This window comes from Mycobacterium sp. 852002-30065_SCH5024008 (assembly GCF_001665645.1).
Classification (GTDB): Bacteria; Actinomycetota; Actinomycetes; order Mycobacteriales; family Mycobacteriaceae; genus Mycobacterium; species Mycobacterium paraffinicum.
Genome location: NZ_LZSZ01000162.1, coordinates 1 through 26,582 on the forward strand (window position 1 = coordinate 1; position 26,582 = coordinate 26,582).

General features: G+C 69.0%; 23 protein-coding genes and 1 riboswitch. Of the genes, 9 read left to right on the forward strand and 14 right to left on the reverse strand.

What is annotated here, in order from left to right:
• Window positions 1–143: 143 nt before the first annotated feature.
• Genes A5781_RS19620 through A5781_RS19635 form a run of 4 tightly spaced genes read right to left on the reverse strand, consistent with a single transcriptional unit; the run spans window position 144 to window position 3,942 of the window.
• Complete coding sequence (locus A5781_RS19620) at window positions 144–1,616, reverse strand: M28 family peptidase (protein WP_067210276.1); 1,473 nt, start codon at window positions 1,614–1,616, stop codon at window positions 144–146.
• Complete coding sequence (locus A5781_RS19625) at window positions 1,613–3,112, reverse strand: M28 family metallopeptidase (protein WP_067210279.1); 1,500 nt, start codon at window positions 3,110–3,112, stop codon at window positions 1,613–1,615. Before A5781_RS19625 ends, A5781_RS19620 begins: the two co-directional genes overlap by 4 nt.
• Window positions 3,113–3,165: 53 nt before the next feature.
• Window positions 3,166–3,591, reverse strand: a complete 426-nt coding sequence (locus A5781_RS19630) for a DUF2752 domain-containing protein (protein ID WP_067210283.1) — start codon at window positions 3,589–3,591, stop codon at window positions 3,166–3,168.
• A gap of 15 nt (window positions 3,592–3,606) precedes the next feature.
• Window positions 3,607–3,942: a CD225/dispanin family protein gene (locus tag A5781_RS19635; RefSeq protein ID WP_046183018.1), complete on the reverse strand. Its 336-nt coding sequence runs from the start codon at window positions 3,940–3,942 to the stop codon at window positions 3,607–3,609.
• Window positions 3,943–4,303: 361 nt separating this feature from the next.
• On the opposite strand from A5781_RS19635, the gene A5781_RS19640 reads away from it, so the two are divergent.
• Window positions 4,304–4,831, forward strand: a complete 528-nt coding sequence (locus tag A5781_RS19640) for a serine/threonine protein kinase (RefSeq protein ID WP_067210286.1) — start codon at window positions 4,304–4,306, stop codon at window positions 4,829–4,831.
• Window positions 4,832–4,896: 65 nt separating this feature from the next.
• Window positions 4,897–5,418, forward strand: coding sequence for a serine/threonine protein kinase (locus A5781_RS19645; protein WP_067210290.1), 522 nt, complete (start codon window positions 4,897–4,899; stop codon window positions 5,416–5,418).
• 3 nt (window positions 5,419–5,421) lie between these two features.
• Here A5781_RS19645 and A5781_RS19650 read toward each other — a convergent pair whose 3' ends face one another.
• Genes A5781_RS19650 through thiO form a run of 4 tightly spaced genes read right to left on the reverse strand, consistent with a single transcriptional unit; the run spans window position 5,422 to window position 8,135 of the window.
• Complete coding sequence (locus tag A5781_RS19650; RefSeq protein ID WP_067210294.1) at window positions 5,422–6,180, reverse strand: SGNH/GDSL hydrolase family protein; 759 nt, start codon at window positions 6,178–6,180, stop codon at window positions 5,422–5,424.
• Window positions 6,177–6,935: a thiazole synthase gene (locus A5781_RS19655; RefSeq protein ID WP_067210298.1), complete on the reverse strand. Its 759-nt coding sequence runs from the start codon at window positions 6,933–6,935 to the stop codon at window positions 6,177–6,179. Before A5781_RS19655 ends, A5781_RS19650 begins: the two co-directional genes overlap by 4 nt.
• Window positions 6,928–7,125 (reverse strand): sulfur carrier protein ThiS, encoded by a 198-nt coding sequence (gene thiS, locus A5781_RS19660; RefSeq protein WP_067210302.1) that lies wholly within the window; start codon window positions 7,123–7,125, stop codon window positions 6,928–6,930. The genes A5781_RS19655 and thiS overlap by 8 nt, the downstream gene beginning before the upstream one ends.
• Window positions 7,122–8,135 carry a glycine oxidase ThiO gene (thiO, locus tag A5781_RS19665; protein WP_067210349.1) on the reverse strand — a complete coding sequence of 338 codons (1,014 nt, stop codon included), beginning with the start codon at window positions 8,133–8,135 and terminating at the stop codon, window positions 7,122–7,124. Before thiO ends, thiS begins: the two co-directional genes overlap by 4 nt.
• Before the next feature lies 1 nt (window position 8,136).
• Window positions 8,137–8,247, reverse strand: a riboswitch (TPP riboswitch).
• A 36-nt stretch (window positions 8,248–8,283) separates the two neighbouring features.
• Here thiO and thiE point away from each other — a divergent pair.
• Window positions 8,284–8,964, forward strand: a complete 681-nt coding sequence (gene thiE / locus A5781_RS19670; RefSeq protein ID WP_067210306.1) for a thiamine phosphate synthase — start codon at window positions 8,284–8,286, stop codon at window positions 8,962–8,964.
• Here the strand turns inward: thiE and A5781_RS19675 are convergent.
• Window positions 8,936–9,568, reverse strand: coding sequence for an NUDIX hydrolase (locus tag A5781_RS19675; RefSeq protein WP_067210309.1), 633 nt, complete (start codon window positions 9,566–9,568; stop codon window positions 8,936–8,938). The two genes, thiE and A5781_RS19675, sit on opposite strands and share 29 nt — an antisense overlap.
• A 134-nt stretch (window positions 9,569–9,702) precedes the next feature.
• Here A5781_RS19675 and glnX point away from each other — a divergent pair, with 134 nt between their 5' ends.
• Genes glnX through A5781_RS19690 form a run of 3 tightly spaced genes read left to right on the forward strand, consistent with a single transcriptional unit; the run spans window position 9,703 to window position 14,269 of the window.
• The gene (glnX, locus tag A5781_RS19680) at window positions 9,703–11,022 is read left to right on the forward strand and encodes a protein kinase G-activating protein GlnX (protein ID WP_067210313.1); all 1,320 of its coding nucleotides are present in this window, start codon (window positions 9,703–9,705) and stop codon (window positions 11,020–11,022) included.
• Window positions 11,019–11,990 carry a glutamate ABC transporter substrate-binding protein gene (locus tag A5781_RS19685; protein WP_067210317.1) on the forward strand — a complete coding sequence of 324 codons (972 nt, stop codon included), beginning with the start codon at window positions 11,019–11,021 and terminating at the stop codon, window positions 11,988–11,990. The genes glnX and A5781_RS19685 overlap by 4 nt, the downstream gene beginning before the upstream one ends.
• A complete protein-coding gene (locus A5781_RS19690; protein ID WP_067210322.1) occupies window positions 11,990–14,269 on the forward strand; it encodes a serine/threonine-protein kinase PknG in 2,280 nt (759 codons plus the stop codon). Before A5781_RS19685 ends, A5781_RS19690 begins: the two co-directional genes overlap by 1 nt.
• A gap of 109 nt (window positions 14,270–14,378) precedes the next feature.
• Here the strand turns inward: A5781_RS19690 and A5781_RS19695 are convergent, their stop codons facing one another.
• The 4 genes from A5781_RS19695 to fgd form a co-directional block, all read right to left on the reverse strand.
• Entirely contained in the window at window positions 14,379–15,239 is an 861-nt protein-coding gene (locus A5781_RS19695) for a hypothetical protein (protein WP_156624861.1), read from the reverse strand.
• Window positions 15,240–15,417: 178 nt separating this feature from the next.
• Window positions 15,418–16,575: an acetate kinase gene (locus A5781_RS19700; RefSeq protein WP_156624863.1), complete on the reverse strand. Its 1,158-nt coding sequence runs from the start codon at window positions 16,573–16,575 to the stop codon at window positions 15,418–15,420.
• Entirely contained in the window at window positions 16,568–18,661 is a 2,094-nt protein-coding gene (pta, locus tag A5781_RS19705; protein ID WP_067210330.1) for a phosphate acetyltransferase, read from the reverse strand. Before pta ends, A5781_RS19700 begins: the two co-directional genes overlap by 8 nt.
• A gap of 14 nt (window positions 18,662–18,675) precedes the next feature.
• The gene (fgd, locus tag A5781_RS19710; protein WP_067210333.1) at window positions 18,676–19,689 is read right to left on the reverse strand and encodes a glucose-6-phosphate dehydrogenase (coenzyme-F420); all 1,014 of its coding nucleotides are present in this window, start codon (window positions 19,687–19,689) and stop codon (window positions 18,676–18,678) included.
• Between the two features lie 45 nt (window positions 19,690–19,734).
• Between fgd and A5781_RS19715 the strand changes: the two genes are divergently transcribed.
• Window positions 19,735–20,487 (forward strand): MBL fold metallo-hydrolase, encoded by a 753-nt coding sequence (locus A5781_RS19715; RefSeq protein ID WP_067210337.1) that lies wholly within the window; start codon window positions 19,735–19,737, stop codon window positions 20,485–20,487.
• A gap of 22 nt (window positions 20,488–20,509) precedes the next feature.
• Complete coding sequence (locus A5781_RS19720; protein ID WP_156624866.1) at window positions 20,510–21,256, forward strand: 4'-phosphopantetheinyl transferase superfamily protein; 747 nt, start codon at window positions 20,510–20,512, stop codon at window positions 21,254–21,256.
• On the opposite strand, the gene A5781_RS19725 is transcribed toward A5781_RS19720, so the two are convergent.
• Entirely contained in the window at window positions 21,245–26,359 is a 5,115-nt protein-coding gene (locus tag A5781_RS19725) for a carboxyl transferase domain-containing protein (protein WP_067210346.1), read from the reverse strand. The two genes, A5781_RS19720 and A5781_RS19725, sit on opposite strands and share 12 nt — an antisense overlap.
• A gap of 1 nt (window position 26,360) precedes the next feature.
• Between A5781_RS19725 and A5781_RS19730 the strand changes: the two genes are divergently transcribed.
• Window positions 26,361–26,582 (forward strand): biotin carboxylase N-terminal domain-containing protein (locus A5781_RS19730; protein ID WP_304441380.1); only part of this gene is annotated, 222 nt, incomplete at its 3' end.

Below are 26,582 nucleotides of genomic sequence, written 5' to 3' on the forward strand. Positions count from 1 at the left end.
CGCGCACCCGATCCAACAACACCCAAGACTCCGGGGTAGACCGCGACGCCAACGCGTACTCGAACATACATTCGATAATAGGCCGAGGGTCCGACAAGCCCGGGAAACTGCGGCGAGCCCCGGTCAGCCAACAAGTCCAGCGATTACGGCATCCGGGTGCGATGCCGCTTGTCGTGCGGCGGGACGCCGTTCACCCCGCCGGTGGACTGCGCGTAGCTGCCCACGGCGTACGCGACGCCAGCACCCATGATGGCCAACGCGTCGCGGTTGATGTTGTCGGCGGTTTCGTGGGGGCCCTGATAGTTGGGGTCGAACGGGACGCCGGCCTGCCCACCCCACAATCGGGCCTGCACTGTGGTTTTCGGCTGCGTGGCGCCGGCCGTCATGCCCCCGATCGGCACGCCCGCGACCATGAAGGGATGGTAGTCCGCGAGGGTGCTCAGCGGCATGTCCGCGGGCCGCTTCCCGGCCAGGTTCAGATACCCGGCCAGGGTGCGCTCGATGCCGGCCGAGCCGTCGGGGATGTCGGCGTAAGTCACCCCGGGCGCCGGCGGACCGGACTGATCGCCGTCGTCGGTGAAGAAGCCGGCGTTGGGCGAACCCAGCCTGGTGAAGTTCAGGTACATCGCGAGATCGTTGAGCTGATCGCTGTCCAGGCCGAACACGTAATCCATGACGCCGTTGAGCCCGTCCTCGTCAGCGCCCCAGAACGCGAACCGCACGGCGTTGTTCACCGGCGCCAACGGGCCCAGCTGCAGCGCCGTTTCCAGCACCGCGGCGACCCCGGATCCGTCGTCATTGATGCCAGGACCGCCACGCGAGCTGTCGAGATGCGCCCCGACCATGACCACTTCGTGCGGAGACCCGGTCTTGGTCTGCGCCAGCACGTTTCGCGATGTGATCTTGGTGTTCTGGGCGTCCAGCACCAGATGCATGGGCGCGCTCGCGCCGGCGAGCGCGGTCGCGGCGGACCCGCCCGCGACCGCGACCGGCACGGTCAGCTGCTTGAAGTAGCCCGGATTGAACAAGGTGGCCGGGGCGCCCTGGCCGGCGGCCGCACTGAGCACGACCAGCGCGGCGGCGCCCTTGGCCACCGCGCTGTTCTGCTTGTCGACCACCGAACAACGCGCGTCGTCGACGACGGCGATCGAGCCCTTGGGCAGCGCGGTCGGGTAATCGCCGGCCGCACAGCCCGAGGGCTGGGTGGGCCGGACGGGCTGCCCGGTCAGGCCACCGGGCGGTGTCTGGACCAACAACGAGGCCTGATCGACGGGGTAGCTGCGACCGGCGATCGTCAGCGCCGGCCTGCCCGGGGAAACGGTGTACAGCCGGTCGAACTGTGGGGTCATCACCTCAAATCCCCTGTCGCGCAAGGCCTTGGCCACGTAGTCGACGCTGGCATCATATCCCGGCGTGCCGTCCGCCCGGTTTCCCTTGTTGGCGTTGGCGATGTTCTGCAGCGCGCGCAAATGGGCGAACATCTGATCGACGGTCACTTTTCCGGCCAGGCCGCGACCCAGATCCGGTGCGGCGGCGGGCGATCCCGGCCGCGCCGACGAGCAACCCGCCAGCAGCAAGGTCGCCAGCAGCAGTGCCGCTCCCAGCCGGCGGGTCATGGCTTCGTGAGCACGTGACGCGTGCGGTCCTCCATCGTGGGCACCCCGTTGTGGCCGCCGAGGTCTTGGGCGTAAAGGCCCACCGCGTAGGCGACGCCGCCGCCGTTGACGCCCAGCGCGGTCTTATCGATGTGATCGAGGGTGTCGGTCTTTTGGTGATAGTTGGGATCGAACGGCTGGTCGGCGGTCCCGCCCCACAACTTTGCCTGCTCCGCGGACATTTTCGCCTCGGCACCGGAGAACAGGCCGCCGGCGGGGACGCCCGCCAGGGTGAATCCGTCGTAGTCGGAGCGGCCGTCAAACGACGTGTCCTGCGCGGTTTTTCCGGCGGATTTCAGGTAGGCGACCAGTATGCGCTCGATACCGGCCGACCCCTCCGGCACCACCGGCTGCCCACGCGCGTCCGCCGGCAGCGATTGGTCTCCGTCATAGGTGAAGTAGCCGGGGTTCGGCGACGCGAGCATGTCGAAATTCAAGTACAGCGCAATGTTTTTCAGCGCAGTCAGGTCAAGAGATTCGACGTAGTTGCGCGATCCGATCAGGCCGAGTTCCTCCGCGCCCCAGAACCCGAACCGCACCGCGTTGCGCACCTGTGGCGAATTACCCAGCCGCAGGGCGGTTTCCAATATCGCGGCCACCCCCGAACCGTTGTCGTTGATGCCCGGCCCATCGGGCACGCTGTCCAGGTGCGCGCCCGCCATGACGACGTTGGTCGTCGACCCCGTCTTGGTCTGCGCGATCACGTTGCGGGCCTTGAAGCTCTGCACGCTCGCCCTCAGCTTGATGGTGGCCGCCCCCGGCTGGGCGCGCAGTTGCACGCCGACGGACTTGGTCACGCTCACCACCGGGATCTTGACGTTCGTGTCCGGCCCCAGCGTGCCGCCCATCTGTTGCTCGTCGACGTTGTCGGCGACGATCATCGCGGCCGCACCGCGCTGCGCCGCGACGTCCTCCTTCTGAGCGAACGGACACGTGCCGCGGTCCACCAGGACCACGGCCCCCTGCACCGGGAGGTTGCCGTAATCCGAGGCCGCGCAACCGGGGCCGTTGTTTGCAAGGATGGCGACTAGCGGCCCGCTCACCCCGTCCGGTGGGGTGCCGAGGCTGAAGTCGAGCGCGTGTGCCTCGACCGGCCTGCCACCTACCGTCACCTCCGGCTTGTCCCCGTGGAACACCCGCGCGGAGAATTCGGGGGTCTGCACATCGAAGCCACTGCCGCGCAACGTGTTTACGATGTAGTCGACGCTCGCCTCGTAACCGGGGGTGCCCACCGCCCGGGTGCCATTGTTGGCGTTGGCAATGTCCTGGAGCTTTGCCAGGTGGGCCATCATCGCGTCGGCCGTGACTTTGTCATGCAGCGCGCCGGCGAACTTGGCCGCGTCGGGGTTCCCGGTCGCTTGCTGGGCGTTGGTCGACCGGTGGAAGCAGCCGGTCGACAATGCGGTCATGGCGACCACAACGAGCGCCGCCGGGATCGTCGTGAATTTGTTCACCATCGCGCCCCAGGTTAGACCGCGCCACGAGCGGCCGGGATCAGGACACGGCGGTATCAGACATAGAGCGCATTGAACGGCGCAAAGGGAATGTTGCGCACCACAAACCAAGCCGCGACCAGCGTCAGCGTCACCGCCGCGGACCAGCGAGCGTGCTGCCAGCTCCGGACCCGTCTGCCCGCCACCCGTCCATAGGTCCAGGCAAGGTACGCCCATACCAACAGCACGACGGCCGCCAGGCCCAATGCGTTGAACCGGGCGGCCGCCATGACGTTGCCGTGCATCAGGGAATACAGCATGCGCAGGCTGCCGCATCCCGGGCAGTCGATCCCCAACAGCGCCTTGGTGGGACACACCGGCAGCGGACCGTTGGGAGTGGTCGGGTCACCCGCCCAGATGGCGGCGCACATCAATGTCGTGGATGCGGCCACCACCAGTGGCGCTCCCAGACTCAGCGGCGCCGCCCCTTGACGGGTCACCATGGTCGCGAACCGGGCTCAGAACATCGCGGCGAGCGCCGCATTGGTGTTCGTGTTGAGCGCGCCGACCGCCATCAGGATGCCGTAGATGATGCCCACGACGACACCGATGACCGCCGACCAGATCACCCATTTCTTCGCGCTGTCGGCGGATGCCTGCGCCTCGGCATAACGGCCCTGCGCCCAGAGACCGTTGACTTGGCTGGACTTGACGATCGCCACGATCCCGAAGGGGAGGCAGCAGAACAGGGTCACCAGGATGGACCACACCAAATAGTTATTCGGCGCTTGCCCGGCGGGCTGCTGTGGCGGGTAACCAGGCGGCGGAGGGGGCGGTGCCGGCGGTTGTGTCATGAATTCTCCAGTCCCGAGAAGTTAGCTGGCGTAAAGCGGTGCTAACCATACCCGAGCACAGTCGCGGCGGCACTAGCAATTTGAAAATCCCCTTTGAGACGCGCTGACGTGCGGCGCGACCGTCCCCCCGCGTTCAGCCTCCGTTCTCCTGCCGGCCCATCACGAAAAAGATTGGCAAGAAAACGGTTTCGAAAGCGCGCGTTACCGCCCTTTGCGCTGCGGTCTTGAGAAAGATGCCGAGACAGACAATTGCCAGCGGAATGTGTTGCTTTGTCTGGACATATCCCTACGATCCCTACTTAGCGGAAGTATGTTTCTCCGGTGAGCGACGCCGGTTCCACAACCGCTTAGGAGTCAGAGGATGTCCCATCTCAGCAACGCGTTGCGGGTCGCCACGGCCGCGGCGTCCGCGTGCGGTTGCGCCTTAGCGGGCACTGCCACCGCGACCGCGGATCCCGCGAACACCGTTGGCTCGTCGGACATCAACACGCTTGCGGCATCGCTGTCGAAGGGCTATGGGCTGAACAACTGCACCGCCCAGAACATCACGACCGGCGAACTGGCGTCGCTCACCTGCGGGCAGAGTCCCGACCCGAGCGGCCCGGTCCAGGCCAGGTACATCCTGTTCAACAACGGCGAAAACCTGGTCGGCTCGTTCAAGGCCAGCATCAAAGACGACGTGCTGGGCACCTGTGGGGACAGCGGTCAATCCCCCACCAGTTGGCACCAGGGCAGCAACAGCAGCAATGCCGGACAGGTCGCGTGTGGGACATATCAGAACGCCGCCGAGATCATCTGGACCTCGGACGCCAAGAACATCTTGAGCTACATCCGCGGGTCCAACACCGACGCCGCCGCGCTGTACCAGTGGTGGCGCGCCAACGGCTGACTTCGCAATTGGGGGGCAACGGGTTTCGGCATCACCCATCCAACAACCATAGGGAGTCAACAAAAATGTCACACCTCAACACCGCGCTGCGTGCCCTGTCGGCGGCAGCGCTAACCGGCGGTTTGGCTTTCGCGGGAAGCGCCACCGCGGTCGCGGAACCCAACACCGGCACCGCCGCCGATATGAACACGCTGGCCGCCAACCTGTCGAAGGGCTACGGCCTGAACAACTGCAAGTCGCAGGAGTTGACCGAATCCGGTGAGCTGGCCGAGCTCCTGTGCGGGCAGAGCCCCGACCCAAGCGGACCCGGCTCCGGCGTCTACGCCCTCTTCTCCAACGGCACCAACTTGGCCTCCGCGTTCAGTTCCACCATCAAAGATGTGTCCCTGGCCGCGTGCGGGGACGCCGGGCAGTCACCGGGAACCTGGAAGCAGAACGGTCAGACGGGCGGCCAGATCGCCTGCGGCACCTACAAGAACTACGCGACGTTGACGTGGACCACCGACGCCAAGAACGTCCTGGGGCACCTCACCTCGTCCAACGCCGACGTCAACGCCCTCTACCAGTGGTGGCGCACGAACGGCTGACCGTCACCACCGCGCGGACATCAGTTCGGCTACGGCACGCATCCCGGCGGCATTGGGGTGCAACGGCGCCGCCCGGCCCGGTAGCGGCACACCGGGTCTGGTGGTCCACGGCTGCGGCGACCACGCATGGTGCTCCCGGCTGGCCCCCGCGGCGCCGACCACTTCGCAGCCGGTAGCCGTCGCCGCGTCGGCCGTGAGCCGTTCCAGCGTCGCGGCCACGTGGCGCCCGAGGTCGGCGTCCGGGTCCGAGAGCGGGGCGGCCGGCGTGCCCGCCGGCGGCAGGACGGTCAGGTAGTCGACGAAGAAGACTCGGGCCCGCGGTGCGCGATCGCGCACCGCGAGACCGACCCCGCACAACGACTCGAACACGGCGTCCAGGGCCTGATTCCGCGCATCCCGGTCCAGCAGTGCGGAAATGCGCGGACCGAGCAGCGGCAGGCGCCGGACGGCTCGCGGCAAGGAGGCGGCCATCAGCAGCGGGATGTAGCCGACGTCGTTGCCGCCGATCGTGATGGTCACCAGGCTTTCCGAGCCGTTCAGCGCGGTGATCTGGGGCGGCGCGCCGCGCTGGTGGTCGGCGAGCACGTGGGCGGTGGTCGCGCCGGAAAAGGTGACGTCTACCAGATCGAGGTCGCATCGCTGCGCGACCAGGTGCGCATAGTTGCGCGCCGACCGGCCGGAGCCCCAGGGAGCCCCGGTGGCGCGGGGCCCGATGCCGGGACCGGCGGCCATTGAACTGCCCAGCGCGACATAGCGTTTCATCGTTCGGGGCTGGATGCCTGTGCCCAGAAGCGCTTGGGAATCCGCCCCGCCCGGCGGGCCAGATAGCCGGCGGTGACGGCGGCGGCCATCGCGGCCGCCATCGTCGCCGGATCTGCGGCGCGGGTCACCGCGGTGGCCAAAAGCACTGCGTCGCAACCCAACTCCATCGCCAGCGCGGCGTCGCTGGCGGTGCCGATGCCGGCGTCGAGCACCACCGGAACGCCGGCCCGGGCGACGATCATCTCGATGTTGTGCGGATTGGTGATGCCAAGGCCGGTGCCGATCGGCGAACCCAGCGGCATCACCGCCGCGCATCCGGCGTCTTCGAGCCGACGCGCCAACACCGGGTCGTCATTGGTGTAGGGCAGTACGACGAACCCGTGGTCGACCAATTGCTCTGCGGCCCTGATCAATTCGACAGCATCGGGCAACAGCGTGCGTTCGTCGGCGATCACCTCCAGTTTGACCCAATTGGTGTTCAGCGCCTCACGCGCCAGCTGCGCGGTGAGCACCGCCTCGGCCGCGCTGCGGCACCCCGCGGTATTGGGCAGCGGCGTGATGCCGAGCCGGTTGAGCAGGTCCAGCAGACCCGTCCCGCCCTCCGCGTCGACGCGCCGCATCGCGACGGTGGTCAACTCGGTGCCCGACGCGACCAGCGCCTCCTCCAGCGCGGCCAGGCTGGTCGCTCCCCCGGTGCCCATGATGAGCCGCGAGGCGAAGCTGCGATCGCCGATCGTGAGCTTCAATTCAGCCACCCTGCACCGCCGTCACAACCTCGAGTCGCGCACCGTCGAAAAGCGTTGTCGTCCAATTGGATCGCGGCAGCACGGCGTCGCCCATAGCCACCGCGACGCCCCGCTCCGGATAGCCGAGCGACTGCAGCAGCGCGCCCACCGTCGTCTGCTCGTCGACATCGACCTGCTGCTCGTTGACCACCACGATCATGACGGCGCTCCGACCGGGGCCAGTTGAGAGACGATCTGTTCCGCGGTCCACGGCGCCAACAGGAACCCGGATCGGCCGTGGCCGCCGGCCACCAGGGTTCGCTCATCCAGCCGTTGCACCAGGGGCAGGTTGTCCGGTGTCCCCGGGCGTAGCCCGGCGGCACACTCGGCCAGCTCGTACTCGCCGAGCGCGGGCAACACCGCACACGCGTCGTCGAGCAGGTCCCGCACTCCGGAGACCACCGGCGCAGTGTCGCGCCCGTGTTCGTACTGGGTGGCGCCGACGACCACCCCGTCCGCACGTGGAACCAGGTACACCTGCCGCCCGTGCACGCGGGCCCGAATGACGCGCTGCGGCACCGGCATACACCCCCGGCGCCAACGCAGGCGCAGCACCTCCCCCTTGACCGGGCGCACCGGCAGGCCGGGCCACAGCGCGGGAGCGTCGATGCCATTGGCGATCACGACCGCGTCGCCGTCGACCGTCAGGTCGTGCGCCGGCGGCGCCCATCGCACCCCCAGGCGCTCGCATTCCGCGGTCAGGGCGTCCAGCACCGCGCGGTTGTCCACCGCCAGCTCGGTGGGGGCCCGAAAGCCGTGCCGGATGCCTTGCGCCAGCAGCGGTTCGGTGTCCCGGGCGGCCGACTCCCATACCACCGGGTGCCCCTGCGCGGACAGCCAGTCGGCGACGGTGCGCAGGTCCGCGACGTCGGCCCGGTCGACGGCGACCACCAGCGACTCGCGGGCGGTGACCACCTGCGGCGGCAGGCCGTCGAGGAAGCCGCCCTCGCGCCACAGCCGCAGCGACTCCAGCCCCAGCTGCAGCAGCCGCTCCTCACCGGGCCAGCCCTCGCTGTGCGGGGCCAGCATGCCGCCGGCGACCCACGACGCGCCCTTGTCGGAAGTGCGGTGCACCCGGACCGACCAGCCGGCCTGCGCGGCGCGGCGCGCCACCGCCAGCCCGATGACGCCGCCGCCGATGACCGCCAACGACCCAAGGTCTGATGGCATCCCGTCCATTCTGGGGCCCTCCCTTCGCCGGCATCACCCGGATCAGGTGTGACGGTAAGGGCAGGCGCGCCCATTCTCAGACCCCGTTCCCGGGACTCCCGTGTCTGCAAGTTCTTCGGCTTCCACGCTAGCGCGCTAGCGTCGCGGTGTGCATCAGCGAGTTATCCGCCTGGCGGCCGCGCGGTTATATCTGTGCACCGACGCGCGCCGGGAGCGCGGCGATTTGGCCGAGTTCGCCGACGCCGCGCTGGCCGGCGGGGTCGACATCATCCAGCTGCGCGACAAGGGGTCGCCCGGTGAGCAGCGGTTCGGGGCCCTCGAGGCGCGCGACGAGCTGGCGGCGTGCGAGATCCTGGCCGACGCGGCCCGCCGGCACGGCGCCCTGTTCGCGGTCAATGACCGCGCGGACATCGCCCGGGTCGCGGGTGCCGACGTGCTGCACCTGGGGCAGGGCGACCTGCCGCTGGAGGCGGCCCGCGAAATCGTCGGCCCCGACACGCTGCTCGGCCTGTCCAGCCATGACTCCGGCCAGGCCGCCGCGGCTAGTTCTCCGGGGCGGGCCGGGCCCGACTACTTCTGCGTCGGCCCCTGCTGGCCCACCCCGACCAAACCGGGCCGCGAGGCGCCGGGCCTGGGGCTGGTGCGGGCGGTCGCCAATCTCGGCGGCGCGAAGCCCTGGTTCGCGATCGGCGGCATCGACGAGCGGCGACTGCCCGAGGTGCTCGAAGCCGGCGCCCGGCGGATCGTGGTGGTGCGTGCGATCACGGCGGCCGCCGACCCGCGGGCCGCGGCGCGGCGGCTCAGTTCGGCGCTTGCAGCAGCGAGCTGATGCGCCGACTGAGGTGCGACGGCTCCTCGTCGGCGTCCCCCGGCATGCACCAGACGAAGACGCCGTCCTCGATCTCGATGGTGCGGGGCAGGTGCCGCCGTCGTTCGTCGGCGTGGCCCAGCGGCACCAGCGCCGTGGCCGTGCGCAGCCGGTGCCAGCTCGCCGCGAAGCCGGGATGCAGCGGCAGCTCGGCCACCTCGTCCTCGGCGACCCAGCGCATCTCGGCGCTTTCCCCGTTGGGCACGGTGTGCAACAACTCGGCCGCGTCGGCGACCACGGTGGTGTAGGTCCAACGCGCGCCGCCGAGCCCGCCGACCTCGGCCGTGACCACCGTCGACCGCACGGTCAGCAGCTCGCCGTGCAGGCCGGCCTCCTCGTGCGCTTCGCGGACCGCGGTCTCCTCCGGGGTCTCGTGGCTGTCGCGGGCACCGCCCGGCAGGCCCCAGGTTCCGCCCTGATGGCTCCACACCGCGCGGTGCTGCAGCAACACCGCGGGGGTGCCGTCCGGCCGCGGCGCCCGCAGCAGCAGACCGGCCGCGCCGTAGCGTCCCCAGTAATGGGCGCCGCTGTGGGAGACCACCCAACCGTCACCGTCGCCCTGCACGAGTTCAGGATATGCACGTGATCGCCTGGTCAATTGGTCTGCCTCCACCCATCCGCCGCAACATTCTCTTAGAATTCGCTTATAGAGGTTCGTGCATCGTTCCAGTGGCCGCGAAAGATGAGGGCTGATAACACGTGACGGTTGAGCTGGCGCACCCGTCGACAGAGCCGCAGGGGTCGCGGTCGCCGGCCGAACCAGCCCATCCGCGCTGGTGGTTCATCTCCACCACGCCGGGCCGCATCCTGACCATCGGGATCGTTCTGGCGGTGCTCGGCGGTATCTGCGCCTTCGCCACCTCGACCACCATCAACCACCGGCAGCAGGTGCTGACCACGGTCCTCAACCACACCGAGCCGCTGTCGTTCGCCGCCGGGCGGCTGTACACCACCCTGTCGGTGGCCGACGCTGCTGCGGCCACCGCGTTCATCGCCGAAGCCGAGCCGCCGCCCGTCCGGCAGCGCTACGAGCAGGCCATCACCGACGCGTCGGTCGCGGTGACCCGGGCATCGAGCGGGCTCACCGACGAACCGCTGGTGCAGCTGCTGGGCCGGATCAACGCCGAACTGGCCGTCTACACCGGCCTGATCGAAATCGCGCGCACCAACAATCGCGAGGGCAACCCCGTCGGGTCGTCGTACCTGTCGGAGGCCTCGGGCCTGATGCAGTCGACGATCCTGCCGGACGCGGCGCAGCTGTATCAGGCCACGTCGGAACGGGTGGACGCGGAAACCACCGCGTCCACGCAGATTCCGGCGCCGGTCATCCTGGTGGTCAGCGCCACCGCGGTGTTCGGCGCCTTCGCCCACCGATGGCTGGCCAGGCGCACCCGGCGCCGAATCAACCCCGGCCTGGTCGTGGGGGGCCTCGCTATCCTCGTCATGGTGGTATGGGTCGGAACAGCGCTGACCATCTCCACGGCCGCCAGCCGTAGCGCCAAGAACACGGCCGCCGATTCGCTGCGGATCGTGACCAACGTCGCGATCACCGCGCAGCAGGCGCGGGCCGACGAGACGCTATCGCTGATCCGCCGCGGGGACGAGGAGAAGCGCAAGCAGTCGTTCTATCAGCGAATCGACTCCATGCACCAACAGCTGGACCAGTACATGGTCCGAAGCGACGCCGTCGACAAACCCGACCTGGAAGGCGCCGACCAGCTGCTGTTGCGCTGGCGGCAGGCGAACGACCGGATCAACTCCTATATCTCGGTGGGCAACTACCGGGCGGCCACGCAGGTGGCCCTGGGCAGCAGCGAGGACGACTCCACCCCGGCGTTCGACAAGCTCGAGGACGAGTTGGGCAAGGCCATCGCCCAGAGCCGCACCCACCTGCGCAACGACGTCCTCAACGCGCGCAGCGGGCTGTCCGGCGCCCAGGTCGGCGGCGTGGTGCTCAGCCTCGGGGCCGCCATCGCCGTGGCGCTGGGCCTGTGGCCGCGGCTCAGAGAGTACCGATGAGGACGCGGCTGGCCCGGGCGGGCGCCGTCCTCGCGACGGCGGCCGTGCTGGCCGGATGCGGGCACACCGAATCGCTCACGGTGGCCAACGTGCCGACGCTGCCGCCGCCCACCCCGGTCGGCATGCAACAGCTGCCGCCGGAGCCGCCGCTGCCGGCGGACGACCCGGCCCAGGGCTGCGACCTGACGGCGAGCCTGCGGCCCTTCCCCACCAAGGCCCAGGCCGACGCCGCGGTCGCCGACATCCGGGCCCGCGGCCGGCTGATCGTCGGGCTCGACATCGGCAGCAACCTGTTCAGCTTCCGCGACCCGATCACCGGCGAGATCACCGGTTTCGACGTCGACATCGCCGGTGAGATCGCGCGCGACATCTTCGGTGCCCCGTCGCACGTCGAATACCGCATCCTGTCGTCCGACGAGCGCGTCACCGCGCTGCAGAGCTCCGAGGTCGACGTGGTGGTCAAGACCATGACGATCACCTGCGAGCGGCGCAAGCAGGTGAGCTTCTCGACGGTCTACCTCGACGCCAACCAGCGCATCCTGGCCCCGCGCGATTCGCCCATCACCAAGGTGGGCGACCTGTCCGGCAAACGGGTCTGCGTGGCGAAGGGCACGACCTCGCTGCACCGGATCCGCCAGATCGACCCGCCCCCGATCGTCGTGTCGGTGGTCAACTGGGCCGACTGCCTGGTGGCGATGCAGCAGCGCGAGATCGACGCCGTCAGCACCGACGACTCGATCCTGGCCGGGCTGGTCGAAGAGGACCCCTACCTGCACATCGTCGGGCCGAACATGGCGACCCAGCCCTACGGCATCGGGGTCAACCTCACCAACACGCCACTGGTGCGGTTCGTCAACGGCACGCTGGAGCGGATCCGGCGGGACGGCACGTGGAACACGTTGTACCGCAAGTGGTTAACGGTGCTGGGGCCGGCACCTGCCCCACCCACGCCGAGGTACCTGGACTGATGACCGAGTCAGAGAACACCGAACAGCCGGAATCCGGTTCCGAAGACGTGAGCCCGGGCACCCAACCGCCGGACACGCAGGGCGGCGGCCCGACGACGGGGCGCATCCAGGCCACCCAGGCGCTGTTTCGTCCCGATTTCGACGACGATGACGACGACTTTCCGCACATCTCGCTCGGCACCCCGGACAGCGAGCCGCAAGACCGGGTGACGATCGGCACTCGGGTGCTCCCGCCGGTCAGGCACCTCGGCGGCGGACTGGTCGAGATCCCCCGGGTCCGCGACATCGACCCGCTTGAGGCCCTGATGACCAGCCCGGTGGTGCCGGAGGCCAAGCGGTTCTGCTGGAACTGCGGAAAGCCGGTCGGCCGGTCCAGCAAGGAGGGCAAGGGAACATCGGAGGGCTGGTGCCCCGCCTGCGGCAGTGCGTATTCGTTTCTGCCACAACTGAATCCTGGAGAAATCGTCGCCCACCAGTATGAGGTGAAGGGCTGCATCGCGCACGGCGGCCTGGGGTGGGTGTATCTCGCGGTCGACCACAACGTCAACGACCGCCCGGTGGTCCTCAAGGGCTTGGTGCACTCCGGTGACGCCGAGGCGCAGGCGATCGCGATGGCCGAACGGCAGTTCCTCGCCGAGGTGGTGCACCCGCAGATCGTGCAGATCTTCAACTTCGTCGAGCACAAGGACCGGAACGGCAACCCGGTCGGCTACATCGTCATGGAGTACATCGGCGGGCAGCCCCTCAAACACGGCAAGGACAAGAAGCTGCCGGTCGCCGAGGCCATCGCCTACCTGCTGGAGATCCTGCCCGCGCTGACCTATCTGCATTCCATCGGCTTGGTCTACAACGACCTCAAGCCGGAGAACATCATGCTCACCGAGGAGCAACTCAAGCTGATCGACCTGGGCGCGGTGTCGCGGGTCAATTCCTTCGGCTACCTCTACGGCACCCCGGGCTTCCAGGCGCCCGAGATCGTGCGGACCGGCCCGACGATCGTGTCCGACATCTACACCGTGGGGCGCACCCTCGCCGCGCTCACGGTGAACCTGCCGACCCGCAACGGCCGCTACGTCGACGGCCTGCCCGAAGACGATCCCGTGCTGACCACCTACGACTCGTTCCGCCGGTTGCTGCGCCGGGCCACCGATCCCGACCCGCGGCGCCGGTTCGGCAGCACCGAGGAGATGTCAGCCCAGCTGATGGGCGTGCTGCGCGAGGTTGTCGCCCAGGACACCGGGATACCGCGGCCCGGCCTGTCGACGGTCTTCAGCCCCAGCCGCTCGACGTTCGGGGTGGACCTGCTGGTCGCGCACACCGATGTCTACCTGGACGGCCAGGTCCATTCGGAGCGGCTGACGGCCCGCGAGATCGTGACCGCGCTGCAGGTGCCGCTGGTCGATCCGGCCGACGTCGCCGCTTCCGTCCTGCAGGCGACGGTGCTCTCCCAGCCGGTCCAGACCCTGGACTCGTTGCGCGCGGCCCGGCACGGCACGCTGGACGCCGACGGCGTCGAGGTCTCCGAGTCGATCGAATTGCCGCTGATGGAGGTCCGCGCGCTGCTGGACCTGGGTGACGTGGCCAAGGCCACCAGGAAGCTGGACGACCTGGCCGATCGGGCGGGCTGGCAATGGCGATTGGTCTGGTACAAGGCCGTAGCCGACCTCCTTACCGGCGACTATGACTCCGCCACAACACATTTCACCGAGGTGCTGGACACCTTCCCCGGTGAGCTGGCGCCGAAACTGGCGTTGGCCGCGACGGCCGAGCTGGCCGGCGACGTCGACGTGCAGAAGTATTACCAAACGGTGTGGAAGACCAACGACGGGGTGATCTCGGCGGCTTTCGGGCTGGCCCGATGGCTTTCCACCGAGGGTGACCGAGCCGCCGCGGTGCGCACCCTGGACGAGGTGCCGCCCACCTCAAGGCATTTCACCACCGCGCGCCTCACCAGTGCAGTCACCTTGCTGTCCGGGCGGACGAAGAGCGAGATCAGCGAGGAGGACATCCGCGACGCCGCCCGGCGCGTGGAGGCGCTGCCGCCCACCGAACCGCGCGTGCTGCAGATCCGCGCGCTGGTGCTGGGCTGCGCGATGGACTGGCTGGACGACAACGAAGCCAGCACCAACCACATCCTCGGCTTCCCGTTCACCGAGCACGGGCTGCGGCTGGGCGTCGAGGCGGCGCTGCGCAACCTGGCCCGGGTGGCGCCCACCCAGCGCCACCGCTACGCGCTGGTGGACATGGCGAACAGAGTGCGGCCCACGAGCACGTTCTGATTGCGTCGCTCTCCCCCAACCGTTCTCCCCTGGCGTCGAGTGCGCGTCCAGGGCTTTGTGTGTGCATCGAGGGCGTGAAAATCGCCTAGATCCCACCGTGAGCGCACACTCAAAGCCGTGAACGCACACTCGATGCGGCCAATGCGGCCTTAACGCGGCGCACGATGGTGGCGGGCCGGTCCTCCGCGACGACCCGGACAATGATCCACCCCATCTGCTCGAGCATCTCAAGACGCCGAACGTCCTTGACGTATTGCCTTCTGTCCGTGCGGTGTTGGTCGCCGTCGTACTCGACGGCGACCATTTGGTCCTCCCAGCCAAGGTCAAGGTAGGCGAGGGGCATTCCGTCCACACCCAACACCGGGATCTGGGTGTGCGGCCGTGTGAGCCCGGCATCGATCAGGAGCAGGCGCAGGTAGCTCTCCCTGGGCGACTGGGCGCCGGCGTCGACCAATTCCAGCGCGGTCTCGAGTCGCCGCAGGCCGGGTGAGCCTGGATGGCACTTGGCGATGCGCTGCACGTCGTCGACCTTGAAGCCCGTTGCCCGCGCCAGCGCGTCGAGCCGCACCACGGCCGAGCGCACGGCCCCACGCCGGCCGATATCGAAAGCGGTGCGCTCGGGTGTGGTGACCGCATAGCCGCCCACGATCTGCGTCTCGCCGTCCAGCAGCGCGTCGCGCCGCGTCAGTACACCGCGGGGAGGACGGGCGTTGGCGTGATTCAGCTCGACGGGCACGTCGTCGGGAATCCATTCGGCGCCATGCAATCTGGCGGCCGCTGCGCCCACTATCGTCGCCGTCCGCCCAGACCACAGCCAAGCCGCCGAGATCCGCCGCTCGAGCGACAGCTGGGCATCGTTGGGCACGTAGACGTTCGGGAAGACGGCACGATAACGCGTCCGCAGTTGATGGCGGCTCAACGCGCCCGACGTCAATGCCTCGCTGCCGACAAACGGTTCCCCGGTTTCCATGCCGGAACGGTCGCACATCGACTACCCTCCGCGACTCCCGCTATGCACAGGGCAGTCGAGTGTGCACCAAGGGCGCTGCGCGTGCGCCCATGGCGGAAATCCGGGAATCTTCCCACCGTGAGCGCACACTCAAAGCCGTGAACGCACACACAGCGAAAGCGGAGACCGCTTGGAGCCCTTACCCGCTTAGCCCGCTCACGCACTCGCGGGCGATGGCGAGTTCTTCGTTGGTCGGGATCACCAGCACGGCGATCGGCGACGCCTCGGCGGAGATCTGCCGGGCGCCCTTGCCGCCGCCGAGGTTGCGGCGTTCGTCGAGCACGATGCCCAACTCCTCCAGCCCGGCCACCGCGTCGCGGCGCACCGCCGCGTCGTTTTCCCCGATCCCGGCGGTGAAGGTGATGGCATCGGTGTGTCCGAGCACCGCCAGGTAGGCGCCGATGTACTTGCGCAGCCGGTGAGTGAACACGCTGTAGGCCAATTGGGCCGCGCCGTCGCCCGATTCGATCATGGTGCGCAGTCGGCGGAAGTCGCGCTCGCCGGACAGGCCGAGCATCCCCGACCGCTGGTTGAGCATCGACTCGACCTCGTCGACGCCCATCTTCGCGGTGTGGCAGAGATAACTGACGATGCTCGGGTCGATGTCACCGCTGCGGGTGCCCATCACCAGGCCCTCGAGCGGCGTCAGGCCCATCGACGTGTCGAGGGGCCGGGTGCCGGCGATCGCGGAGGCGGAGCAGCCGTTACCCAGATGCAGCACAATCTGTTTCAGGCCGCGCAGGGGCCGGCCCAAGAAGGCGGCGGCCTGCTCGCTGACATACCGGTGCGACGTGCCATGAAACCCATAGCGGCGGATCCGCCAGCGCTCGGCCAGGCCGCGGTCGATGGCATAGGTCGCGGCCGCGGGCGGCATGTCATGGAAGAACGCCGTGTCGAAGACCGCGATGTGCGGAATGTCCGGAAGCAGCTTGCGCGCCACCTCGATTCCTTTGACCGCGGGGGGATTGTGCAGCGGTGCCAGTTCCGATAATTCGTCCAGCTTGTCGAGCACCGCGTCGTCCACCGGTGTGGGCTTATAGAACGTCTGGCCGCCGTGCACGACCCGGTGGCCCACCGCCACCAAACCGCAATCGCGTAGGTCGATGCCCTGCTCCGACAGCGCGTGGAACGCTTGCCGCAGCGCCGTGTCGTGGTCGCGAACCGGGGACGAATCCTCCCCGATCCGTTCGACGTTGCCCGTCGCCCGGGCCTTGCCGGAGTCGGGTTCGACCAACTGGTATTTCAGCGAGGACGAGCCGGAGTTGATCACCAGCACAGTCCGGTTGGCGTTAACCACGGGCACCCTGCGCCTGAATCGCGGTGATGGCAACCGTGTTGACGATGTCTTCGACCAACGCACCCCTGGACAAATCGTTCACCGGCTTGCGTAACCCCTGCAGCACCGGCCCTATCGCGATCGCCCCCGCACTGCGCTGCACCGCCTTGTAGGTGTTATTTCCGGTGTTGAGGTCGGGAAAGATCAGCACGGTGGCGCGGCCGGCTACCGGCGAGTCGCCCAGCTTGGCGGCCGCGACCGACGGCTCGATCGCGGCGTCGTACTGGATCGGACCCTCGACGGGCAGGTCGGGCGCCCGGGAACGCACCAATTCCGTTGCTGCCCTGACCTTTTCCACATCGGCTCCGGCACCGGAGTCGCCGGTGGAATAGGACAACATGGCCACCCGCGGCTCGATGCCGAATTGCGCGGCGGTGCGCGACGAAGAGATGGCGATGTCGGCCAGCTGTTCCGGCGTCGGGTTGGGGACGATCGCACAGTCACCGTAGGCCAGCACCCGGTCGGGCAGGCACATGAAGAAAACGCTGGAGACGGTGGAGACGTCGGGGATGGTCTTGATGATTTCGAACGCCGGCCGAACGGTGTGCGCGGTGGTGTGGGCCGCGCCGGACACCATCCCGTCGACCATGCCGTTGTGCACCATCATGGTGCCGAAGTACGTGGCGTCGCACATGATCTCGCGGGCGTGCTCGACCGTGATCCCCTTTGCCTTGCGTAACTCGGCGTACTGGTCGGCGAACTGATAGCGCAATTCGCTGGTGCGCGGGTCGATCACCTTCGTGTCACCGAGGTCCACGCCGAGTTCCGCTGCACGTAAACGGATTCCGGCTTCATCGCCAAGGATCGTCAGGCCGGCGATCTGGCGCTGCAGCAGGCGGCCGGCCGACTTGAGGATACGGTCGTCGTCGCCTTCGGGAAGCACGATGCGCTTGCGATCCGCGCGAGCCAGCAGGTGCAGACGGTGGGTGAACATCTGCGGGGTGGTCACGGTCGGGATCGGAATAGCGAGCTGCGCCAACATGTCCGCGATATCGACGTAGCGGTCCATCAGCTGCAGCGCGGTGTCGATCTTGCGCTGCGAGGTGGCCGTCACCCGGCCGCGAGCCGATGCCGCGGCGCTGGCCGTGTCGTAGGTGCCCAGCGTGGTGGTGACGATGGGCAGCCGGAGCCGCAGGCCGGCCACCAGAGCGCTGATCGACGGATGCAGCTCGAACCCGCCGTTGAGGACCATGCACGACAGCGACGGAAAGCCTTCGGCCGCATGGGCGCTCGCGACCGCCAGCACCACGTCCGAGCGGTCGCCTGGGGTGATGACCGCGACCCCGTCTGACAGCCGCTCCAGCACGTGATCGGCGGTCATACCCGCGACCATCACGCCCAGCACTTCACGTCCCATCAGCGCGGTGTCACCGCTGACCAGCGTTCCGTTCACCGCCTTCTGCAGGTCTGAGACCGCGGGAGCGGGCAGCAACGGCTCGTTCGGCAGCACGTAACTCTGCGGGATGAACGCGTGCAACGCCTCCGCGACTGCGCTCACCTGCGACGGCTCACAGCGGTTGGCCACCACCGCCGCGGTGTGGGCGTGCTGGGCGGCCAACTCGTCCAGACACGCCTGCACGACATGCACGACATCCTCCGCGGTGCGCCCCTTGGCCCGCACCACCAGCAGCACCGGTGCGCCGAGGTTGACCGCGATACGGGCGTTGACGGAAAGCTCAGCGGGGCTGGCGACGTCCGTGTAGTCACTGCCGACGATCACCACCGCGTCGCACGCTTCGGCCATCGCGTGGTATCGGTCGACGATGTCGGCAAGCGCGGCGTCGCGATCGGCGTGCAACTCCTGATAGGTCACGCCCACGCACCGCTCGTAGGGCAGGCCGGAGGTGCTGTGCGCCAGCAGCAGCTCGAGGATGTAGTCGCGGTCTTCACCGAACCGGGTGATCGGCCGGAACACCCCGACCTTGGCCACGGTCGCGGCGAGGTGGTGCATGATTCCCAAAGCGATCGTTGACTTGCCGGTGTCCCCCTCGGGCGCGGCGATGTAGATCGCGGAGGGTTGGGAATCCGGCCGGGGGGCCTCGGGCACGCTGAACGCCTGCCCTATGAGGCCAGCCTGCGCAGCCTGGGCGCGAGGTCCTTCTCGAACAGCTCCAGGAAGCGACGCTGGTCGTGGCCGGGCGCGTGGAACACCAAGTGGTTCAGGCCCCATCCCACGTACTGGGCCACCTTCTCGACGGCCTCGTCGGGGTCCGACGCCACGATCCAGCGCTTGGCGACCTGCTCGATCGGCAGCGCGTCGGCCGCCTTCTCCATCTCGATCGGGTCGTCGATGCTGTGCTTCTGCTCGGCGGTCAACGACAGCGGCGCCCAGAACCGCGTGTTCTCCAGCGCCAGCTCGGGATCCGGGTCGTAGGAGATCTTGATCTCGATCATCTTGTCGACGTCTTCGACGTTGCGTTCCGCGGCGGCCGCTCCCTCCTTCACCGCCGGGATCAGCTTGTCCTTATACAGCTCTTCGCCCTTGCCGGACGTGCAGATGAAGCCGTCGCCCGCGCGACCGGCGTATTTGGCCACCGCCGGGCCGCCGGCGGCGATGTAGATGGGGACGCCACCCTCCGGCACGTCGTAGATCGAGGCGCCCTTGAGGCGGTAGTACTCGCCGTCGAAGTCGACGCGGTCACCGCGCCACAACTCCCGCATCAATCGCACCGATTCGCGTAGCCGGGCGAAGCGCTCCTTGAACTCCGGCCAGTCGCCCTCGTAGCCGGTGGCTATCTCGTTCAACGCCTCTCCGGTGCCGACGCCCAGGAAGATCCGGTTCGGGTACAGGCAGGCCATGGTGGCGAACGCCTGCGCGATCACCGCGGGGTTGTATCGGAACGTCGGGGTGAGCACCGAGGTGCCCAGCACGATCCGTTCGGTGCGCTCCCCGACCGCCGTCATCCAGGCCAGCGAGAACGGCGCATGCCCGCCCTCGTGCCGCCACGGCTGGAAATGGTCGCTGACGGTGGCGCTGTCCATGCCGTGGCCTTCGGCGGCCACGGCCAGTTCGACGAGCTCACGAGGTGCGAATTGTTCGGCGGACGCTTTGTATCCAAGTTTCAGTTCAGCCACGGGTCATTTCTACTCCTCGGGGCGAACGCTCCTAAACTCGCGGGCATGGGACCGGCGCCGACTCTCGTTCAAGTCACCGACACGGTGTACCTCGCTCAGGGCCACGCCGTGAACTGGACGGTGGTCGCCGACGACACCGGGGTGATGCTGATCGACGCCGGCTATCCCGGGGACCGCGACGACGTGCTCACCTCGCTGCGGGAGCTGGGCTACGACGCAGGCGACGTGCGCGCCATCCTGCTGACGCACGCGCACATCGACCACCTGGGCTCGGCGATCTGGTTCGCCAACACCTACGGCACGAATGTGTATTGCCACGCGGACGAAGTGGGGCACGCGAAGCGCGAGTACCTGGAGCAGGTCTCGATTTTCGATGTCGCACTTCGCATTTGGCGCCCCCGATGGGCGGTGTGGGGTCTGCACGTGGTGCGCAGCGGCGGCCTGATCCGCGACGGCATCCCGTCCACCCGGCCGCTGACCCCCGAGGTGGCCGCCGGTCTGCCGGGGCGCCCGATGGCCATTCCGACCCCGGGACACACCGGCGGGCATTGCTCGTATCTGGTCGACGGGGTGCTGGCCAGCGGCGACGCCCTGATCACCGGCCATCCGTTGCTGCGTCGCGGTGGGCCGCAGCTCCTGCCGGCGGTGTTCAGCCACAGCCAGGACGATTGCGTCCGCAGCCTGGCAGCGCTGGCCCTCCTGGAGACCGAGACGCTGGCGCCCGGCCACGGCGACCTGTGGCGCGGTCCGATCCGCGAAGCCACCGACCGGGCGACCGCGCTTGCCCGCGGGGGATGAGGTGGAAGCTCGCTGGCTCGCCATGGGCGAGGATGACCTACCCGCCGGTGAACGATGGCTGGCGCCGGCGGAGGCGGCCAGCCTGGCCGCGCTGCGGTTTACCAAGCGACGCACCGAATATCTGCTGCGGCGGCTGGTCGCCAAGCACGCCGTCGCCGCAGTGACCGGCCGGCCCACCGACCCGGCTGCCCTCGCCGGCATCGAGATCCGCAACGCGCCCAGCGGCGCCCCATACGTCTGCGTCGAGGGAACTACGCTCGGGTTGGAGGTGTCGATCACCGACCGCGCGGGTTGGGCGGTCTGCGTGGCGCGCCCGGCGGGCGAGGGCGCGGAGTCGCCGGTTGGCTGCGACCTGGAGCTGGTGGAGCCGCGCACACCCGGCTTCGTGCTCGACTTCCTCACCGCGGCCGAGCGAGAACACGTTGCCTCGCGCGCCGCCGGGGACGAGCGTGACATGGCCGCGAACCTGATCTGGTCGGCGAAAGAAAGTGCGCTCAAGGTGTTGCGCACCGGACTGCGCCGGGACACCCGTTCCCTGGAGGTGGCGCTGACTGCTCCGCGCGGTGACGGCTGGGGCGAGCTGACGGTGGGCGCCGCGGAGGGGGCGGTATTTCCCGGCTGGTGGCGGCGAGACGGTCGTTTCGTGCTCACGGTGGCCACAGAGGTCACAGCGGTGGCGGCCGAACCGCCTGTCGCCCTTGGCGATCCCGGCGTGCTGGCGGCGGCCCAACCGCGGCATTCTTGGCTCGACCGGCCGCTACAGGGTTGACATGCCCCGGTCTAGAGCGTCGACGAGGTAGGGCCGCAGCCCGCGGGCGGTTATGATGTGGTTGACCGAGCCGACCGCCAGCGCGCGCTCGACCGTGTGCACGCGATCGAACTCGTCGGCCACTTCGCTGAGCTTCTCGGCGTGCACCGCCGCCCTGAGCTCGGCGAGGTGGGCCCGTGCGCTCGCAGCATCGGAACCCATTGCGTCGCGGGCTGTTTCGGTGGCCTCGCGGACCCGGGGATCGGAATCGGTGCGCGCCTCCACGTCCCGGATGAAGACGGTGGCGGCGGCCGGCGCACCGCCGATCACGGAGGCGAATGAGCCCTCGACGGCGGCGATCTCCAGCCGGTCGTTGAGTTTCGTCGAGAACACCACGAAGGCGCCGCCGTGGTAGCGGGACACCACGACGAAGACGATCGGACCGCGGAAATTCGTCACCGCGCGGCCGATTTCGGCCCCGTACTCCAGTTGCCAGCGGCGCATGGACTCCGGCGAGCCGTCGAAACCGGACAGGTTCGCCAGCACGACGACCGGGCGGTTGCCGCTGGCCGCGTTGATGGCGCGGGCGAGCTTGCGGGACGACTGGGGAAACAGCGTCCCCGACGACCACGCGGTGGGGCCGCCCGCGGGCACGAATCCGCGACGGGGCACGGCGTGCGACTCGATTCCGAGCAGGCACACCGGGATTCCGCCGATGTGGGCGTCCCACACGATCGCCGTCTCCGCGCCGCGCCAATGGCTCCAGCGTTCCAGCGGCGCGGAGTCGGCGTCGGCCGCGGCCCGCATCACCGAGCGCATGTCGAACGGCTTCTTACGCTCCGGATTGTGGTCAGCGGAGAAGATTTCGCCAACCGTCGCCATGTCGCACCCGGAGTGCGGCGCGGATCGCACGTCACGGTCCACCGGGTCGGTGGTGGTGCGCCGGCGCGGCCACCGCTCGCCGGGCGGCACGTAGGTGTACTCGTAATGGCGCAGCAGGATGTCGCAAGCGTCGGCCAGCGTGGGAGCCCAATACTGCCCCTGGCCGTTGGGCCCCATGATGCGGTCGAAACCGCCGATACCGAAGTTGTCTTCGGCGGACACCCCGCCGGAAAAGTCCAGCGCCTGTTTACCGGTAAGCACCATCGCGCTGGCCGGCGTCATCACCAGGATGCCCCGCGTGTGCATCAGCATCGTCGACTCGCCGTTCCAGTACGGCTGGGCGCCCACGTTCACCCCGGTGACAATGATGTTCACCTCCCCGCCGGCCTGGGTGAACTCGATGAGGCGGCGCAGCACGGCGGCAATCCAGTCCATGTTCTCCGTGCCGCTGTCCATCGCGATCTTCGCCCCGGACGACAGCGCGAACCACTCGACCGGCGCCCGCATCCGCTCGGCCAGATCCAGCGCAGCGATGATGCGCCGGCACTCCGGCTCGGCCAGGTTGCCCAGCCCGCGGGTCGGATCGCCGAACAGCGCCACCCGGGACATGCCCTCCGGGATTTTCTCGGTGTCGTTGCCGAGCACGCCGACCACGATGTTGGCGCTGTTGTTTCCGTACGGCCGCGACACGGGCGCCAGGCTGCCCCGCTCGTCCAGGTCGTGTTCGACGAACCGCCCGGCGGGAAACCGTGAAACGGCACCGGGCGGAGGCGTAAGCATCCGCACGATCTCGTACGGATAGGGGGCACCAAAGCGATTGGCGCGCAATAGCTTCTGCTGATACGCCGTCAACGGGCGGACGGGTTGCTTGTCCGGCGGGCGTTCGCGTATCGTCATGCCCCCGTCTAAGCCCTCCAGGTCGAGCACGGCATCGCGACCGTCGGGGTAGCGCACACGCAGCACCACCTTCTCCAGCCCGGCGCCGACCGCCAGCGGCGCCAACGATCCGGCCAGTTCGTCCCACGCCCCGCGGGAAACCTCCCACGGGGGCCGCACGTAGAGCACCATCCGGTTGGTGGCCGGCCGGTTGCGCGCCTCGAACGTGGTCAGCGCCTCCTGCATCGCCGACAGTGCCAGCAGACCCATCAGCTCCAGGCGCGGGTATCGCACCGCGCCGCCCGCGGCCCGCACCGGCGTCAGGTCACGCACTTCGGCGAGCGCGAAAAGCCGGTGATCGGTGGGATTGTCGTGGGCCACCGCGTGGAACACGTACACGTCTTCGGCCGAGCGCAGCCGCCGCAGTTCGAAGTTCGCCAGCCGCCATAACTCGAGCCGCTTGGCCAACATCGGATGCAGATTGCGATAAAGCGCGTCCTCGACGAATTGACCGTCCCGCTGCCGGTAGGTCATGTGGTGGGTGCGGAAGCGCTCCGGCGCGGCCCCGTCGAGGGTTGTCACGGTCAGATCCAGGCGCCACAACAGGCGCCCGAAATGGCATCCGGCAAGCAGCTTTTCGGCTTCCGCGATGACGGTGTCGATATCCGCCGCCTCGCCGTGCCGCCACAGCTCCAAATCCACCACGACATGCCGATCGGGATCGGCCGTCCTCAACTGCCCGGCGATCGCCGCGGACAGCTCGGGCAGTTCCGCCCATGGCGCGTACGCGGTGACCAGGTGAATGTGCTTGTTCTCGAAGTCGTAGTCGGCGCTGCCCAACATCCAAGCGTCATGCTCACCGACGGACACGTTGCGCAGTCGCCGGATCCGGTAGAACCGGCGGATGTACACCTCCGCCAACACCCGATGCAGCCCCGGGTCGCGGCTGGAACGCCATCGCCGCAGCAGCTCGGCACGCAGCGGCTGCGCGCATGCGACGAGGCGGTCGATCCGGCGGGACCGGCCGGCGCCGTCGGGTTCGTCCCGCAGCCCATCGAGATCGCGCTGCACACGGGAGTACTCGTGGGTGATGGTCGCCGCCAGCAGCGGCTCGTCGAAGTAGTGGAACCGCACATCGCGAGCCAGGTCCGCGACGTTGCGCTGCCGACCCTGCATGGCCGCCAGCCGGTCAAGCCGGGACCGCATCTCGGGGTCGGCCACCTTCGCCAGCTCGGCGCGGTGGCGGAGCCGGCGCTCGAGGATGTCGGTCACCGCACCGGCCAGCTCGCCGACCCGGCGAAATGAGCGGAACATCCAGACAACGGCTTCCTCGAGCTCGGGCGTGCGTTCCAGCCCACGCACCCCGTACCGCGACAGGGCGCGCTCCAGCCGGCCCCGATACGAGTCGGGCAGACCGGCCCGGTCCGCGTCCAGCCACTGCAGGAACGACAGCAGGTACTCCCGGGTGCTGCCGTCGACGAGCGCCTCCTCCGGCTCGACCTCGCCACGCGGCCGGTACAGCGAACCGACGTCGGTGAACAGGTCCAGCAGGCTGTCCTCGCAGCGCAGCAGGTCGGTGTCGGTGGGGGTCGCGATCTCGCCCAGCCGGCGCTGCCGGGTCAGCATGGCCTGAACCGAGGTGGGATCCAGGTCGTAGCCGAGCAGATAGGAGCGCAGCGCGCCGTACACGCGCTCGCACGCCGGCGTTCCGGGTGGCTCCGCGACCCGCAGGCCGGTGAAGTCGACAGCGGCCGCGCCGACGCGCTGACGGGTGTCGGACGTCGCGATGCGGACCACCGGCGCTCCCGCTTCCACCTGCACGTTCGCGCCGGCTTCGACCGAGGCGACGGTGCCGGCGAACGGCGCCGTGAGAGTGGTTTCCATCTTCATGCTCTCCAGCACGGCGAGCCGGTCGCCCTCGACGACCTGGTCACCGGGCTCGACGAGGACCGACACCACGAACGCCGGCCCGGGGCTGCGCACCAGGCCCCCGTCGTCGCGCGACACGGTGTGCGCGACGCCGTCGATCTCGACGCGCAGGGTGGCACCTTCCACCACCGACAGCACCCGGTGCGCCACACCGCCGACCACCACCCGCCGCTCGTATCCGTCGCGGTCGGAGACCGTGACGTCCGCGGCGCCGGCGCCGGTGACGCGGTAGGTACGGACACCGGTGCGGTAAACGTCCACGATGTATCGCTGGCCCCGGTAACGCAGGCGGCATCGGTGTCCCACCTCTGCCGAGGTTTCGGCACCGCCGCGGGCGGCGCGGGCGTGGAACGCGGCCCGCTCGGCGGTCTCTTCAAGGTCGTACGACTCCACGGCGGCGACCAGCAGGGCGACCGGGTCCGGGGCGGGCAGGTGCGCCCCCTCCGCGGTCAGCCGGTCCAGCCAGTGGTTGTCGAAACACCCGTCGCGCACCTCCGGTCGATTGAGCAAACTCAGCAGGAACGAGCGGTTGGTGGTGCCGCCTTCCACCACGATCGTGGTGTCGAGCAGTGCACGACGCAGCCGGGCGAGGGCCTCGGTGCGATCACTTCCCCAGGCGACGATCTTGGCGATCATCGAGTCGAAGTCGGGCGGGATCCGGTCCCCTTCGCGCACGCCCGCGTCGACGCGGATGCCGTTGCCGGTCGGCAGGCGCAGGCAGGTCAACCGACCCGGCGCGGGGGTGAACGCCTCCTCGGGATCCTCGGCGCATACCCGGGCCTCGATCGCATGCCCGAACACCTGCGGCGGCGCGCCGACCAGCCGCCCGCCCCGAGCCACGTGGAGCTGCAGCTTCACCAGGTCCAGCCCGGTGGTCACCTCGGTCACCGGGTGCTCGACCTGCAGCCGGGTGTTGACCTCCATGAACAGGAAGTCCCCGGTGCCCGGGTCGACCAGGAACTCCACCGTGCCGGCGTTGCGGTAGCCCGCCGCCGCGGCCAGGCGTACCGCCGCTTCGCGGATCGCCCGCTCCCCGGCGGCGTCGAGCACCGTTGACGCCGATTCCTCCAGCACCTTCTGCCTGCGGCGCTGCAAGGTGCAGTCGCGGACCCCTGCCGCCCACACGGTGCCGTAGTGGTCGGCGATCACCTGCACTTCGACGTGACGGGCGGCCGGCACGAGCTTCTCCAGGAACACCGTCGGGTCACCGAACGCCAGCTGCGCCTCGGCCCGCGCCGAGGGCAGTGCCGCGGCGAGTTCGGCGGCGCTGTAAACCGTTCGGATCCCGCGGCCCCCTCCGCCGGCGGCCGCCTTGACCAGCAGCGGATAGCCGAGCCTGGTCGCGAGTGCGCTGGCGTGGGCCACGTCGTCGACCGGCCCGCCGCTCCAGCACACCACCGGGACGTCCACCTGCTCGGCAAGCCGTTTGGCGGCCACCTTGTCCCCGAGCCGCCGGATGGTGGCGCTGCGCGAGAGTGCGGCCGATGCCGTGTGGGTCGGGTGGGGATTCCTCGCCGAGCACGCGTCTTTCGCGCAGGCGTGCGAGGAGGCCGGCATCGTCTTCGTCGGGCCGGGCAGCGCCACCATCCGGCGGCTCGGGGACAAGGTGGCCGCCAAACGGCTTGCCGAGCAGGTGGACGTCCCGGTGGTGTGCTGGAGC

Excerpts from the sequence above, each read along its gene's own strand:
- thiS (WP_067210302.1), bottom strand. The coding sequence starts at position 7,125 with ATGATCGTGGTGGTCAACGAGCAGCAGGTCGATGTCGACGAGCAGACG.
- A5781_RS19715 (WP_067210337.1), top strand. The coding sequence starts at position 19,735 with ATGGGACCGGCGCCGACTCTCGTTCAAGTCACCGACACGGTGTACCTC.
- A5781_RS19695 (WP_156624861.1), bottom strand. The coding sequence starts at position 15,239 with ATGGAAACCGGGGAACCGTTTGTCGGCAGCGAGGCATTGACGTCGGGC.
- A5781_RS19620 (WP_067210276.1), bottom strand. The coding sequence starts at position 1,616 with ATGACCCGCCGGCTGGGAGCGGCACTGCTGCTGGCGACCTTGCTGCTG.
- A5781_RS19635 (WP_046183018.1), bottom strand. The coding sequence starts at position 3,942 with ATGACACAACCGCCGGCACCGCCCCCTCCGCCGCCTGGTTACCCGCCA.
- A5781_RS19645 (WP_067210290.1), top strand. The coding sequence starts at position 4,897 with ATGTCACACCTCAACACCGCGCTGCGTGCCCTGTCGGCGGCAGCGCTA.
- A5781_RS19690 (WP_067210322.1), top strand. The coding sequence starts at position 11,990 with ATGACCGAGTCAGAGAACACCGAACAGCCGGAATCCGGTTCCGAAGAC.
- thiO (WP_067210349.1), bottom strand. The coding sequence starts at position 8,135 with ATGCCATCAGACCTTGGGTCGTTGGCGGTCATCGGCGGCGGCGTCATC.
- A5781_RS19640 (WP_067210286.1), top strand. The coding sequence starts at position 4,304 with ATGTCCCATCTCAGCAACGCGTTGCGGGTCGCCACGGCCGCGGCGTCC.
- A5781_RS19625 (WP_067210279.1), bottom strand. The coding sequence starts at position 3,112 with ATGGTGAACAAATTCACGACGATCCCGGCGGCGCTCGTTGTGGTCGCC.
- A5781_RS19630 (WP_067210283.1), bottom strand. The coding sequence starts at position 3,591 with ATGGTGACCCGTCAAGGGGCGGCGCCGCTGAGTCTGGGAGCGCCACTG.
- A5781_RS19685 (WP_067210317.1), top strand. The coding sequence starts at position 11,019 with ATGAGGACGCGGCTGGCCCGGGCGGGCGCCGTCCTCGCGACGGCGGCC.
- A5781_RS19720 (WP_156624866.1), top strand. The coding sequence starts at position 20,510 with ATGGGCGAGGATGACCTACCCGCCGGTGAACGATGGCTGGCGCCGGCG.
- A5781_RS19650 (WP_067210294.1), bottom strand. The coding sequence starts at position 6,180 with ATGAAACGCTATGTCGCGCTGGGCAGTTCAATGGCCGCCGGTCCCGGC.